Raw genomic sequence first — 14702 nt, 5'->3', positions numbered from 1 at the left:
CCGCCGCCGGGTGATCGAGGCCGGGCGAACTACTCGATGCCGAGGTCCTTGCGGACGGCTTCGTAGTTGTCGCGCAGCGCCAGCTGGCCGGCGGTGAGGGTCAGGGCCGGCGGCGCCTTGTCGTTGGCGATCCACTCATACATGTTGAGCGCCGTCTCATAGCCGTGACGCTTCGGCGAGATGATCACCGTGCCGACGAAGCCGGTCGCATCCGCCTTCTTGAACTCGTTGATCGCCGATTCAGCGCCGCCGATGCCGATGGCGATGACGTTGGCTGCCGGAATGCCGACGCTTTCCGTGGCGCGCACGGCGCCGAGGGCGGCTTCGTCGTTCAGGCCGAAGGCAACCCAGTTCTTGATGTCGGCATGCTTGTTGAGCACCACGGTGGCAGCGTTCAAGGCTGCTTCCGTGTCAGTCTTGGCCTGCGGCGCATCGAAGATGTTCTCGGCCGGGAAGCCGGCAGCCTTCAGGGCCGCGATGGTGCCTTCGACGCGATCGACGGCGGTCGGCAGCTGGTCGTAGGAGACGCGGATCGCGCCGACCGTCTTCATGTCCCAGCCGCGCTTCTTGATCTCGGCGGCGATCGCCTCGCCGACGGCTTCGCCGATCTTGGTGGCGGAAATGCCCATATGCGGCACGTCCTCGAGCGGATTGCCGGCCGCGTCGACGAGACGATCATCGACGGTCATCAGCTTCAGATTGTTGGCGGCGGCCTTGGCGACGATGCCGGGGCCGAGCTTGACGTCGGGGGTGCAGACGATGAAGCCCTGCGCGCCCTGGGCGCCAAGATTGTCGATCGCCGACTGGACCTTCTCGCCGTCTTCGGCGGCGATCTTCACCAGCGTGAAGCCCTTCTCCTTGGCCGCGATCTCGGCGAACTTCCATTCGTCCTGGAACCAGGGCTCTTCCGGCTGCTTGACGACGAAGCCGATCTTGACGTCCGCGGCATAGGCCGACGACAGGGCGATCATCACGGCGGCACCCGCCATGACGGCACTCTTCCAAAGGCGCATTGTCTCACTCCCACGAGATAAACTGCCCACCGCATGTAGCGGCAGTGTCAGATCCATATTTCGAATGATCATACCCGTCAACGACGTTGTATGATTAATTGAGATTGGGATTACACCCTTGATCCCGGCGCGAGCGCATGGGATTGGCTTTAGGTCCGACGCGCGTTCCCGCGACGCCCAAGCCGAGTGTGATGACAAGCGAGACCTATACGTTGAAAGCGCCCCCAAAGGACGCCGCTGTCGGTTCCGCGCCGCCGCGCCGCGCGAAACCGCGCGTCCAGAAGGAAATCATCGCCACGCTGGCGCGCTCCATCGCTTCCGGCCGCTTCCCACCCAACACCAATCTCCCCCGCGAAAACGACCTCTGCGCCGAGTTCGGCGTCAGCCGGACGGTGATCCGCGAGGCGCTAAAGGTTCTGGAATCGAAGGGACTGGTGCGCGGCCGGCCGCGCGTTGGCACCGTCGTGCGCGACAAGGAGGACTGGAACCTCCTCGACCCCGACATCATTGAATGGATGGGCAGCGATTTTCTCGACGAGGCGCTACTCAAATCAGTGCTCGAGGCGCGCCGGGCGATCGAGCCGGCGGCGGCCGAACTCGCCGCAACCCGCGCTTCGGCACAGGAAATCGCCGATCTCGACCATGCCTGGCAGCGCATGGCGGCGGCCGAGGACTACACCGCCTTCACCGAGGCCGACGTCGTCTTCCACACGGTGCTTTTGAAGGCGAGCCACAACCGCGTCTTCGCGCAGCTCTACGGGCTGATCCACGCCGCCCTGCATCGCGCCCTCGGCGCATCGGCCCGGGCCGTGGCGGACTACAAGGACGCGATCGTGGCGCATCACTCGCTCGTCGAGGCGCTGCGCCTGCGCGACACCAACGGCGCCCGCAAGGCGGTCGACGCCATCCTCAATCTCGCCGAACGAGACCTCGCCCACGCCGCCGCGACGGAACGGGCAGAGGCCGCGGCCCGCCTGGAGCAGCCGAATTCCCCAGCGCAGCAAGGCTAGGCGCCGTCGACGAGGTTGATCCAGCATCTAGCTATGGCGATGTGGACATGCCCAAGGAAGTTGGCCGGGGCTGGTCGTATCGGGTAGGGATAGCGCCATTGATTATCGAGCGCCTGGTCATGCTCGATCGTCACGCGGCGGTTTGATCGCCCCGGGATGACGACCTCCATGCCACGGCGCCTGAGATCGGCACGGATTGCGTTGCGTCGTAGCCGGTATGGGCCAGAAGCAGCCTACGCTGCGTCAACAATCTGGCCTGCTGAACCGACAGCAGAACAGTGCCCGAGTACAACTTGCCAGCGCCCATCCGTGCGATGCCATACGCGCGAGTAGGCCAAGGTGGCGCCAAATTGCTGGTCAGCATATGTGCCGGAGACCTCAGTGGTCAGGCAGACGATCGCAGTATCCCCAAACCTTTGGATGACACGGTCACCTGGTTCCGAGAGCGCCGTGATCGCAAGCAGACCTGATCGATGCGTGGCAATATCATCCGCCTTGGTGAGGCGGGCTCCATCCTGATTGACGAAAATAAGCCCATCGCTCAGAAGGCGATCAAGCTGCGCCACATCACTGAGCAGCATAGCGGCGCGCAGTTGCTGTTCGCAGTTCTCTATTTCGGCAATATCTTCCAAGACGATCCTCCAGCCTGAGCGATAGCGAAGTCTGCTTGGAGCCCTTCGCCGCGTCAACCAATTCACCACGCCGCCGAGGCTCGCCCGGCGGGACGCACCGCATCCCGCCGGGCTTCCACTCAGTCCCAGGCGAGCGCGCCGCCGTTCTGGTATTCGATCACGCGCGTCTCGAAGAAGTTCTTTTCCTTCTTGAGGTCCATCGCCTCCGACATCCACGGGAACGGGTTCTCCGTCTCCGGGAACACCGGCGCCAGACCCAGCTGCGCGCAGCGGCGGTTGGCGATGAAGTGCATGTAGCTCGCGCAAAGCGCCGCATTCAGGCCGAGGAAGCCGCGCGGCATTGTATCGAGGCTGTAGGCAGCCTCGAGTTCCGCCGCCTCGCGGATCATCGTGCGCAGCTCGTCCTGGAATTCGGCCGTCCAGAGATGCGGGTTTTCCGCCTTGATCTGGTTGATGACGTCGATGCCGAAGTTCAGGTGGATCGACTCGTCGCGCAGGATGTACTGATACTGCTCGGCGATGCCGACCATCTTGTTGCGGCGGCCGAGCGACAGGATCTGCGCGAAGCCGGTGTAGAACCACATGCCCTCGAAGATCACATAGAAGGCGACGAGGTCGCGCAGAAACGCCTGGTCGGTCTCGGGCGTGCCGGTCTTGAAATCCGGGTCGTCGAGATGCTGGGTGTGCTTCAGCGCCCAAGCCGCCTTGTCGGTGATCGACGGCACTTCCCGGTACATGTTGAACAGCTCGCCCTCGTCGAGGCCGAGGCTTTCGACGATGTACTGGAAGGTATGCGTGTGCACCGCTTCCTCGAACGCCTGGCGCAGCAGGTACTGCCGGCATTCGGGGTTGGTCAGATGGCGGTAGATCGCCAGCACGATGTTGTTGGCCACAAGCGACTCTGAGGCGGCAAAGAAGCCGAGATTGCGCTTGATGGCGCGGCGCTCGTCCTCGGTCAGCCCGTCCTTCGACTTCCAGAGCGCGATGTCGGCCTGCATCGAGACCTCGGTCGGCATCCAGTGATTGTTGCAGCCGGCGAGGTACTTTTCCCAGGCCCAGCGATATTTGAGCGGCAGCAGCTGGTTCACGTCGGCGCGGCAATTGATCATCGCCTTGTCGTCGACGGAAACACGGCCGCCGGCGCGGTCAATCGTTCCAAGACCGGTGGCGTCGGCTGCGGGCGCATCCTTGCCGGCGGAAGCATTGTTGCCGGAGGAGACATGGGCGCCGATGGTGGCGGCGAATTTCGGTTCGGACCAGTCGAGCATGGTCAACTCCTTTGAAGTCGGGTGGCGCGTTCCCAAGGAAGCGACCAAAACATTCTTCTTCACCTCTCCCTGAGGGAGAGGTCGACGGCGAAGCCGGCGGGTGAGGGTTTCGGGAATTCTCCGGGTGAGGCCGTAAACCCTCACCCGGACCTGCGTCCGACCTCTCCCTCAGGGAGAGGTGAAGCGCAGTGCTACCCTCACAAAACCGCCCCTACTGGCAGGCTTCGCAGTCGGGATCGTCGATCGAGCAGGCCTGACCCCAGGCCTCGCCGATCGGGATCGCGATCGGCGCCGGAGCCGGCTTGAGCGCCGCCGGCACGACGATCGGCACGGCCGCCGGCGCCGTGGCAATCACGGCCGAAACCGCGTTGAGCTTGCCGTCGGTGCCCTTCAGCGTCGACTTCTCGACATGCGTCGCCGAGCGCGAGCGCAGGTAGTAGGTCGTCTTCAGGCCGCGCTGCCAGGCGAGGCGATACAGCGCGTCGAGCTTCTTGCCCGAGGGATTGGCGATGTAGAGGTTGAGCGACTGCGCCTGGTCGATCCATTTCTGCCGCCGCGCCGCCGCCTCGATCAGCCAGGCGCTATCGATCTCAAAGGCGGTTGCGTAGAGCGCCTTGAGATCGTCCGGGATGCGGTCGATCGGGCCGATGCTGCCGTCGAAGTATTTCAGGTCGGAGACCATGACCTCGTCCCAGAGCCCGCGCGCCTTGAGGTCATGCACCAGCGCCGCGTTCACCACGGTGAAGTCGCCCGACATGTTCGATTTGACGTAGAGGTTCTGGTAGGCCGGCTCGATCGACTGCGCGACGCCGCAGATGTTGGAGATCGTCGCCGTCGGCGCGATCGCCATGGTGTTGGAGTTACGCATGCCGATGGTCTTCACCCGCTCGCGCAGGCCTTCCCAGTCGAGCACGGTCGAGCGGTCGAGATCGAGGCCGCCGCGCGCTTCGGCCAGCAGCTCGACCGAGTCGATCGGCAGAATGCCCTGCGACCAGAGCGAGCCATCAAAACTCGGATAGCGGCCGCGCTCGGCGGCGAGATCGGTCGAGGCCGAGATGGCGTGGAAGGAGATCGCCTCCATGCTCTCGTCAGCGAAGCGGACGGCGGCTTCCGAGGCATAGGGAATGCGCAGCGCCTGCAGCGCGTCCTGGAAGCCCATCAGGCCGAGGCCGACCGGACGGTGGCGCAGATTGGAACGGCGCGCCTCGGGGATCGTGTAGAAATTGATGTCGATGACGTTGTCGAGCATCCGCATCGCCGTCTGGACGGTGCGCGCCAGCCGGTCGAGATCGAGCCCGTCCGCCACGATGTGATGGGCGAGGTTGATCGAGCCGAGATTGCAGACGGCGACCTCGTCATTCGACGTGTTGAGCGTGATCTCGGTGCAGAGATTGGACGAATGCACGACACCGGCATGGCGCTGCGGCGAGCGGATGTTGCAGGGATCCTTGAAGGTGATCCAGGGATGGCCGGTCTCGAACAGCATGGTCAGCATGCGACGCCACAGATCGGTCGCCTTGACCTCCTTGTGCACGCGCAGCTCGCCGCGCTTCGCCTTCGCCTCATAGCCCTCATAGGCGAGCTGGAAGGCGGGGCCGTAGAGATCGTGCAGGTCCGGCGTCTCGTCGGGCGAGAACAGCGTCCAGGGGCCATCCTCGGCGACGCGCTGCATGAACAGGTCCGGCACCCAGTTGGCCGTGTTCATGTCATGCGTGCGGCGGCGGTCGTCACCCGTGTTCTTGCGGAGGTCGAGGAATTCCTCGATGTCGACATGCCAGGTCTCGAGATAGGCGCAGACGGCGCCCTTACGCTTGCCGCCCTGGTTGACGGCGATCGCCGTATCGTTCGCCACCTTCAGGAACGGCACCACGCCCTGGCTCTCACCATTGGTGCCCTTGATGTGGGCGCCGAGGCCGCGCACCCGCGTCCAATCATTACCGAGGCCGCCGGAATATTTGGCGAGCAGCGCGTTGTCCTTGACCGACTTGAAGATGCCGTCGAGATCGTCCGGCACCGTGGTCAGGAAGCAGGAAGAGAGCTGCGGCCGAAGCGTGCCGGAGTTGAACAGGGTCGGCGTCGAGGCCATGAAGTCGAAGGACGACAACAGGTCGTAGAACTCGATCGCCCGCGCCTCGCGGTCGATCTCGCGCAGCGCCAGACCCATGGCGACGCGCATGAAGAAGGCCTGCGGCAGCTCGATGCGGGTGCCGCCGGTCTGCAGGAAATAGCGATCGTACAGCGTCTGCAGGCCGAGGAACTGGAAGTCGAGGTCGCGCTCCGGCTTTAGCGCCGCCGCGAGGCGGGCGAGGTCGTAACGGCCAAGCTCGCCATCGACCAGCTCATGCTCGATGCCCACGCGGATGAAGGCCGGGAAATACTCGGCATAGCGCTCGGCCATTTCACTCTGGGTCGGCTGGACGGTGACGCCCTGCACGAAAGAGACGGCCTCGGCGCGCAGCATGTCGAGCAGCAGACGGGCGCTGACGAAGGCATAATTGGGTTCGCTCTCGACCAGCGTGCGCGCCGCCATCACCGGCGCCAGCGCCAGCTCGGCCAGCGAGATACCGTCATAGAGGTTGCGGCGGGTCTCGGCCAGGATCGCACTCGCATCGACATCGGCGAGGCCGGCGCAGGCCTCGTCGACGACGAGCTGCAGGCGACGCTCGTCGAGCGGACGAAGGACGCCGTCGGCGCCACGGACGTTGAGATGCGACGCGCCGCTGACGACGACCGGCTCGCTGGCGCGGCGGGCGCGGGCGCGCTCCTCGCGATAGAGCACATAGGCGCGGGCGACCTTGTGGTGCTCGCCGCGCATCAGCGCCAGCTCGACCTGGTCCTGCACGTCCTCGATGTGGAGCGCGCGGTCGGAACCGACGCGGCGCGTCAGGGCGCTGACGATCTGGGCGGTCAGGTCGGCGACGATCTCGTGCACGCGGCGCGAGGCGGCAGCTCCCGTGCCCTCGACGGCGAGGAACGCCTTGGTGACCGCGACGGCGATCTTGGCGGCGTCGAAATCCGACACCGAGCCGTTGCGGCGGATGACATGGAAGGACGGAACGGCGGCGGACGCCTTGGGCGGCACGGAAGCCGGCGCCAGCGAAGGATGGGAGGCGACCGGCACGCTGCGGTCCAGATCGATCGTTTGAGACATCGGCTTCAGCCCAAATGTTGGGAGCAAAGGCCGAGCGGAAGCGGACAGGACGACGAACGGCGCTGAAAAAGGCCGCACGAAACCAGCGCTCCACCGGGACACCCCGCCCGAGGACGTTTTCATTCTGTCGGGGCAGGTTTCCTGGCTCACGGGTCGTCGCTCTGCCCACCTTCCCAGGGCCTTTCGGTCCCAGTGGTCTCTCCGGACAGATACTCGCCGTTCACAGTTGCGGGGGCAGCTCCGGCATCACCCCATGGGGCGTCCCGGCATTCCCTCTAGCCCTTGAGCCTTGCGACTCAAGAGAACCTCGACACGCAGATGTAGACGCCCTAGGCGCCAAAACGTCAACATGTAGATGCTGGTTGACAGTTCACGAATCGGCGACCCCGGCGCATTCCGAAGCGGCGGCGCGGTTCCGCGGTTGTGGAAATTCCGCGCCGCCCCGTCAGCTCGCGCTCGCATACATGCCGGTGGTGCGGAATTCGGTCGGGCTGGTGCCGAAGAAGCGGCGGAACACCTTGGCGAAATAGTTCGAATCGTCGAAGCCCGACAGCACGGCGACCTCCTTGACCGAGAGCACCTGCTGGCCGGCGAGCAGCCTCGCCGCGCGCCGCATCCGCTCCTGCAGAACGAATTCGGCCGGCGGCATGCCCTCGCTCGCCGTGAACATGCGCGAGAAATGCGCCCGACTGAAACCGGACACCTCGGCGAGATCAGGCACCGAGAGCGGCTTGTCGAGATTGGCGAGGATATGGTCGACGACGCGCTGGATGGCGCCATCCTCGGCGCGCATGTCGCCATGCGGTCCGAACACGTCGTCATAGAGCGCCGCAGCCGCCTCATAGGCGATGGCCGAGGCCGCTCCCGGCGTCTCGCCGCCGCCGTCGATCAGACGAAGGCTGCAATCGGCGAGATGCTCGATCGTATCGGGCCGAAGCCGGAACACCGGCCCGGTCGCCGCCAGGATCGAGCGGTGGATGCGAAGCGCCTCCTGGCCGTTCATCGAGATCCAGAAGAACTCCCAGCGATCCCCCTGCTCGACCCAGTAGCGATGATTGTGCGGCACCAGGACGAGCATGGTCTCGCCCGCCGTGAGGCGATAATTGCGGCGGTCGTAGCGCAGCCGGCCGACGCCGGAAACCGTGTGCTGGAGCACCGTGAACGGCGTCTGGCCTCGCCTTCTGCCGTCCCAGGCATAGGTCGTATCCGTCCGCACCTCATAGCCGGTGCTGGTCGGCATCGTATGCAGGCGATGGCGGCCGCGCGGCAGCGACACGGTCTTCATCACCGGCGCGCGGCGGGCGAGTTTGTCGAGCACAGAATTACCCACGAAAGCACAAAATCTCTCTGGATCGCTTGAGAGCCTTGCGCATACTAGCCTCGCGCAGAGCAACTGGGCGACAAGAAAGAGCAGCTGGATGAGCAAATACCACCCAAGGCTGCCATTGCCCCGCCCGATCCACGGCATCGCCCCGACAATGGCCGACCGACCGGAATGCGCCGCCTGGAACCGCGCCCTGCGCGCGACGACCGCCTCCGAGGGACCCCAGAACCGTCATGTCTAGTTTCAAGATTGCCATCATCGGCGCCGGCAGCGTCGGCTTCACCAAGAAGCTGGTCTCCGACATCCTCGCCGTGCCGGAACTGCGCGAGGTCGAGTTCGCGCTGACCGACATCAGCGAACACAATCTCTCCATGGTCCACCAGATCCTCGACCGCATGGTCGCGGCGAACAAGCTGCCGACCAGGATCACGGCGACGACGGATCGGCGCGAGGCACTCGCCGGCGCGCGCTATGTCATCAGCTGCGTCCGCGTCGGCGGCCTTGAGGCCTATGCCGACGACATCCGCATTCCGCTCAAATACGGCGTTGACCAGTGCGTCGGCGACACGATCTGCGCGGGCGGCATCCTCTACGGCCAGCGCAACATCCCGGTCATCCTGGATTTCTGCAAGGATATCCGCGAAGTCGCGGCCCCCGGCGCCCGCTTCCTGAACTATGCCAACCCGATGGCGATGAACACCTGGGCGGCGATCGAATACGGCAAGGTCGACACGATCGGCCTCTGCCATGGCGTACAGCATGGCGGCGAGCAGATCGCCGAGGTGCTGGGCGCCACCGACGAGAGCGAGCTCGAATTCATCTGCTCGGGCATCAACCACCAGACCTGGTTCGTCGACATCCGCTTCCGCGGCCGCAAGATCGGCAAGGACGAGCTGATCGCCGCCTTCGAGCGCCATCCCGTCTATTCGCAGCAGGAAAAGGTCCGCATCGACGTCCTGAAGCGCTTCGGCTTCTATTCGACCGAGAGCAACGGCCATCTGTCGGAGTACCTGCCCTGGTACCGCAAGCGGCCGGAGGAAATCGGCCGCTGGATCGACATGTCGAACTGGATCCACGGCGAGACCGGCGGCTATCTGCGCCACTCGACCGAGACGCGCAACTGGTTCGAGACCGACTTCCCGAAATTCCTGGAAGACGCCGGCAAGCCGCTCGATCCGAAGAAGCGCTCGAACGAGCATGCCAGCCACATCATCGAGGCGCTGGAGACCGGGCGCGTCTATCGCGGCCATTTCAACGTCAAGAACCGCGGCATCATTGCCAATCTGCCGGAAGACGCGATCATCGAATCGACCGGCTTCGTCGACCGCTTCGGCCTCAACATGGCGGCCGGCATCCAGCTGCCGGAAGCCTGCGCCGCCACCTGCGTGTCGTCGATCAACGTCCAGCGCATGGCCGTGCACGCCGCCGTCACCGGCGACCTCGACCTCTTGAAGCTCGCCGTGCTGCACGACCCGCTGGTCGGCGCCATCTGCTCGCCGGAGGAGGTCTGGCAGATGGTCGACGAGATGGTCGTCGCCCAGGCGCGCTGGCTGCCACAATACGCCCACGCCATCGACGGCGCCAAGGAGCGCCTCGCCAACAAGACGGTCGCCACGCGCGACTGGCAGGGCGCGGCGCGGCGCGAGGTGCGCGGCATCGAGACGGTCCGCGCCGAGCGGGCCAAGGAAAAGGCCGAGGCCGCAGAGTAGCGGCGGCCCCGACGAACGGATCCAGCATGGCGGGAGGAGCCGCCATGCCGGATCGGCAGAGCCCGACAGACCCGAGACAAGGCGTTCGGGGAGCTGCCGCAGGGAAGTGAAAGGCAGACCTGGTGAAGGCGCCGTCGCGCCGACACCGATCCAAGGGGAGGTAACATGAAGAAGTCCGTATTGGCCGTCAGCGCAGCCAGCCTGCTGCTCGGCGTTTCCGTCACGGCGGCGCTCGCCCAGGTGAAGCCGCCGGTCGCGCCGCCCGATCCGCCGAAATTCGATGCCCAGGGCCAGATCAACTATGTCGGCGCCGCCGACATCCTCGAATTCAAGGCGCTGCCCGAATATCACGAGCCCGACTGGGTCACGAAGAACTTCGTCGCGACCGGCAAGCTGCCCGCCGTCAAGGACCGCCTCCCCAAGGAGCCGATGGTCTACAAGAAGGGCAACACCGTCGACGGCATCGGCGTCTATGGCGACACGATCCGCCACGTCATCGGTGGCCGACCGGAAGGCTGGAACTATACTGCCGGCCAGACCCAGGGCTGGGGCGGCATCGATATCGGCATGTCGGAATGCCTGACGCGCTCGGGTCCGCTGTTCCAGATCAAGGCCGACGAGCTGCAGCCGCTGCCAAACCTCGCCAAGAGCTGGGAATGGTCGGAAGACGGCCACACCCTGACCATGCACCTGATCGAAGGGGCAAAATGGTCGGACGGCCAGCCCTTCACCACCGCCGACGCGATCTTCTACTGGGAAGACAACGTAAACGATCCGAATGTCACGCCGCTGAACGGCGCCGCGCCCGGCTCGTTCGGTGATGGCACGACCCTCACCGCCGAGGGCGACTACACGCTGATCTGGACCTTCAAGGAGGCCTTCCCGAAGCAGTATCTCTATCAGATGGCCTATGGCACGTTCTGCCCCGGCCCGGCGCACATCCTGAAGCCGCAGCATCCGAAATATTCGAAGAACACCTACGAGCAGTACAAGAACGCCTTCCCGCCGGAATACATGAACATCCCGGTGATGGGCGCCTGGGCCCCGGTCGAGTATCGCGCGGACGACATCATCGTGCTGCGCCGCAATCCCTACTATTGGAAGGTCGACGAGGCCGGCAACCAGCTGCCCTACCTGAACGAGATGCACTACAAGCTCTCGACCTGGGCCGACCGCGACGTGCAGACGGTGGCCGGATCGGCTGACTTCTCCAATCTCGAGCAGCCGGAGAGCTTCGTCGAGGCGCTGAAGCGCTCGGCCAGCCCCGACGCCCCGGCCCGCCTCGAATTCGGGCCCCGGATCATCGGCTACTCGCTCTACCCGAACCTCTCGGCCAATGGCTGGGGCGAACCGGACGAGCGCGGCCAGGCGGTGCGCGAGCTGAACCGCAACGAGCACTTCCGCAAGGCCGTCACCTCGGCGATCGACCGCAAGCGGCTGGGTGAATCGCTGGTCAAGGGTCCGTTCACGACCATCTATCCGGGCGGCATCTATTCCGGCACCACCTATTACGACAAGGAATCGACCGCCTACTATCCCTTCGACCTCGAAGGCGCCAAGGCCGAGCTCGCGCTGGCCGGTCTGACCGATACGGACGGCGACGGCCTCGTCAACTTCCCGGCCGGAACGGCGGGCGGCAAGAATGTCGAAGTCACCCTGCTGGTCAATTCCGACTACCAGACCGACAAGAGCCTGGCCGACGGTGTCGTCGCCATGATGGAGCCGCTCGGCATCCGCGTCCTGCTGAACCAGGTCGAGGGCAAGCAGCGCGACGCGCTGCAGCAGGGCGGCCAGTTCGACTGGCTGATTTTCCGCAACCAGGAAGACCTGACCTCCGTCGTGCAGAAGACCGTCAACCTGGCCCCGGTCGGTCCGAAGACCAGCTGGTTCCACCGCGCCGGCAAGGACGACAAGGTCGATCTGCTGCCGTTCGAGCAGGAGTTGGTCGATGTCGTCAACAAGTTCATTGCCTCGAGCGACAATGCCGAGCGCAAGGAACTGATGAAGACGTTCCAGAAGATCTACACCGACAACGTCTACGGCATCGGCCTGACCCAGTATCCGGGTGCCCTGATCATCAACAAGCGCTTCGCCAACATCCCGAAGGGAGTTCCGATCAACCTGTTCAACTGGGCCGAGGACAGCATCATCCGCGAGCGGGTGTTCGTGCCGGCCGACCAGCAGGGCAATTACGAGCTCTTCCCGGAGACCTTGCCGAGCGCACCCGGCGCCAAGGGCGGCCCGATCAAGGGCTGATCTTCGCCCGGTCCCCGTCGAAACCGGCCAGGGTTGACGCCCTGGCCGGAACGACGGGACCGAGACGGCGTCCGGTCCCGCGCCAAGCGGGCACGACGGAACGACAGGGCGGCGGCTCCCGCGAGCGCGCCGCCCTCGAAGAGCCAACGCAAGGACCTGCTGCCCGATGCTACGTTTCCTGACGATGCGGATCCTCTCGGCGATACCGGTGCTGCTCATCCTGAGCATCGTCACCTTCGCCATCATCCAGGCGCCGCCCGGCGACTATGGCGATTTCATCCGCGCCCAGCTCATGAACCAGGGCGGCGCTTCCGCTGCTGTCGCCGAGGCGCAGGCCGATGCCTACCGCCAGGCACATGGGCTCAACGATCCGATCATCATCCAGTACTTCAACTGGATCTGGGGGATCGTCACCCGCTTCGATTTTGGCGACAGCTACTTCTACAACAAGCCTGTTTCCACGGTGGTGGCCGAGCGACTGCCGCGCACGCTGCTGCTGGCGCTGACCTGCCACGTGCTGGCCTCGATGTTCGGCATCGCCTTCGGCATCATCGCCGCGACCCGCCAGTACAGCTGGATCGACACGGCGCTCTCCTTCGTGTCGTTCCTCGGCATGACGGTGCCGCGCTTCCTGATCGCGATCATCATCGTCTACCTGCTGGCGTTCAAACTGAACGTGCAGGAGATCGGCAGCTTCTTCTCGCCGCAATATGGCGGCGCGCCCTGGTCCTGGGCAAAGTTCGTCGACCTGGTGAAGCATATCTGGCCCGTGGTGGCGATCGCCACCTTCGGCGGCCTCGCCTACAACATGCGCGTCATGCGCGGCAACCTGCTCGATACGCTCAACGCCCAGTATGTCGAGACGGCGCGTGCGAAAGGCCTGCCGGAATCGCAGGTGATCATGCGCCACGCCGTGCCGAACGCGCTGCACCCGCTCGTCATGTATCAGGGCGTCGTCCTGCCCTACATGCTGACCGGCGAGATCGAGGTGGCGATCGTCTTCTCGCTCGCCACCGTCGGTCCCGCCATCGTCGGCTCGATGGCCGTCGGCGACGTCTATGTCACCGCGACCTTCATGCTGGTGCTCGCGACAACCCTGATCATCGGCAACATCATCGCCGACATGCTGCTGGCGCTGCTCGATCCGCGCGTCCGGCTGGGTGGAGGCAATTCATGACCGATCGCTCCGATTCCGTCTCGACGCTGCCGCCCGCCCATCCGGCCGCACCGCTCGTTCCCAATGCCCGCTTCGCCCATGGCAATGAAGGCTATTTCGCCCTGGTCTGGCGGCGCTTCCGCCGCTCGGTCATGGGCATGATCGGCCTCGTCATGGTCATCGGCCTGCTGGTCATGGCGCTGTTCGCCGACTTCTTCGCGCCCGTCGATCCGCGCGCCAACGGCATCGGCTTCGCGCCGCCAGACCACATCTCCTTCTTCAAGGCCGACGGTTCGTTCACCTTCATCCCGCGCATCTATCCGATCGTCGAGACCGACGAGCTCGACCCGGTAACGTTCCAGCCGATGAACGGCCCCGATCTGGAAAACCCGCACGAGCTGGCTCTGTTCGTGCGCGGCTATCCGTACAAGCTGCTCTGGCTGATCCCGAGCAATATCCACCTGTTCGGCTCGCGCGACGGCGCGCCGATCCATCTGCTCGGTACCGACAAGTTCGGTCGCGACATTCTTTCCCGCGGCATCGTCGGATCGCGGATCTCGCTCACCATCGCGCTGATCGTCGTCATGATCACGACGACGGTCGGCACCACGGTCGGCATCACCTCCGGCTATCTGGGCGGCCGGATCGACGCCTGGGTGCAGCGCTTCGTCGATCTCGTCCTCGCCTTCCCGCAATTGCCGCTCTACCTCGCGCTGACCTCGTTGATCCCGATCACCGCGCCTTCGAACGTGTTCATTGCCTTCGTCATCGGCGTGATGGCGGCGCTCGGCTGGGCGCAGCTGTCGCGCGAGGTGCGCGGCAAGACGCTGGCGCTGGCCAGGATCGAATATGTGCGCGCCGCCATGGCGGTGGGCGCCGGCGACGGCCGCATCATCTTCCGCCACATCCTGCCCAATGTGATGAGCCATGTGATCGTCGGCGTGACGCTTGCCATCCCGACCATCGTGCTGCTCGAATCCTTCCTCGGATTCCTCGGCTTCGCCGTGAAGCCGCCGCTGATCTCCTGGGGCCTGATGCTGCAGGATACCGGCGCCTTCTCGGTGATCGGCTCCTATCCGTGGATCCTCTCCCCCGTCGTCTTCGTGCTGATCACCGTCTTCGCGTTCAACGCGCTCGGCGATGGTCTGCGCGACGCGATCGACCCTTATTGAACGGCGGATCG

General features: G+C 64.9%; 11 protein-coding genes and 1 riboswitch. Of the genes, 5 read left to right on the top strand and 6 right to left on the bottom strand.

Annotated features, from left to right (window positions below; translation table 11 throughout):
* Positions 1–29: 29 nt before the first annotated feature.
* A complete protein-coding gene (locus G342_RS0111225) occupies positions 30–1013 on the bottom strand; it encodes an arabinose ABC transporter substrate-binding protein (RefSeq protein ID WP_026304338.1) in 984 nt (327 codons plus the stop codon).
* A 191-nt stretch (positions 1014–1204) separates the two neighbouring features.
* On the opposite strand from G342_RS0111225, the gene G342_RS0111220 reads away from it, so the two are divergent.
* Positions 1205–2023, top strand: a complete 819-nt coding sequence (locus G342_RS0111220; RefSeq protein WP_018183237.1) for a FadR/GntR family transcriptional regulator — start codon at positions 1205–1207, stop codon at positions 2021–2023.
* On the opposite strand, the gene G342_RS26000 is transcribed toward G342_RS0111220, so the two are convergent.
* The 5 genes from G342_RS26000 to G342_RS0111200 form a co-directional block, all read right to left on the bottom strand.
* Positions 2020–2193, bottom strand: coding sequence for a hypothetical protein (locus G342_RS26000; RefSeq protein WP_156830894.1), 174 nt, complete (start codon positions 2191–2193; stop codon positions 2020–2022). The genes G342_RS0111220 and G342_RS26000 overlap by 4 nt on opposite strands.
* 63 nt (positions 2194–2256) lie before the next feature.
* Positions 2257–2655, bottom strand: a complete 399-nt coding sequence (locus G342_RS25680) for a nuclear transport factor 2 family protein (protein WP_083931204.1) — start codon at positions 2653–2655, stop codon at positions 2257–2259.
* Between the two features lie 119 nt (positions 2656–2774).
* Positions 2775–3923: a ribonucleotide-diphosphate reductase subunit beta gene (locus tag G342_RS23905; RefSeq protein WP_018183235.1), complete on the bottom strand. Its 1149-nt coding sequence runs from the start codon at positions 3921–3923 to the stop codon at positions 2775–2777.
* A gap of 211 nt (positions 3924–4134) precedes the next feature.
* Positions 4135–7074: a ribonucleoside-diphosphate reductase subunit alpha gene (locus G342_RS0111205; RefSeq protein WP_018183234.1), complete on the bottom strand. Its 2940-nt coding sequence runs from the start codon at positions 7072–7074 to the stop codon at positions 4135–4137.
* 114 nt (positions 7075–7188) lie between these two features.
* Positions 7189–7399, bottom strand: a riboswitch (cobalamin riboswitch).
* A gap of 120 nt (positions 7400–7519) precedes the next feature.
* Entirely contained in the window at positions 7520–8404 is an 885-nt protein-coding gene (locus G342_RS0111200; RefSeq protein ID WP_026304336.1) for an AraC family transcriptional regulator, read from the bottom strand.
* Positions 8405–8631: 227 nt separating this feature from the next.
* On the opposite strand from G342_RS0111200, the gene melA reads away from it, so the two are divergent.
* The 4 genes from melA (at position 8632) to G342_RS0111180 (ending at position 14691) form a co-directional block, all read left to right on the top strand.
* Positions 8632–10107 carry an alpha-glucosidase/alpha-galactosidase gene (gene melA, locus G342_RS0111195; RefSeq protein WP_018183232.1) on the top strand — a complete coding sequence of 492 codons (1476 nt, stop codon included), beginning with the start codon at positions 8632–8634 and terminating at the stop codon, positions 10105–10107.
* A 165-nt stretch (positions 10108–10272) separates the two neighbouring features.
* Positions 10273–12363: an ABC transporter substrate-binding protein gene (locus G342_RS0111190; RefSeq protein ID WP_018183231.1), complete on the top strand. Its 2091-nt coding sequence runs from the start codon at positions 10273–10275 to the stop codon at positions 12361–12363.
* 166 nt (positions 12364–12529) lie between these two features.
* Positions 12530–13540 (top strand): ABC transporter permease, encoded by a 1011-nt coding sequence (locus G342_RS0111185; RefSeq protein ID WP_018183230.1) that lies wholly within the window; start codon positions 12530–12532, stop codon positions 13538–13540.
* Positions 13537–14691 carry an ABC transporter permease gene (locus G342_RS0111180; protein ID WP_018183229.1) on the top strand — a complete coding sequence of 385 codons (1155 nt, stop codon included), beginning with the start codon at positions 13537–13539 and terminating at the stop codon, positions 14689–14691. The genes G342_RS0111185 and G342_RS0111180 overlap by 4 nt, the downstream gene beginning before the upstream one ends.
* Positions 14692–14702 lie beyond the last annotated feature (11 nt).

The organism is Kaistia granuli DSM 23481 (assembly GCF_000380505.1).
Taxonomy (GTDB): domain Bacteria; phylum Pseudomonadota; class Alphaproteobacteria; order Rhizobiales; family Kaistiaceae; genus Kaistia; species Kaistia granuli.
Note: the sequence above shows the minus strand (reverse complement) of the source record. Positions and strands in the feature narration are given on the sequence as shown.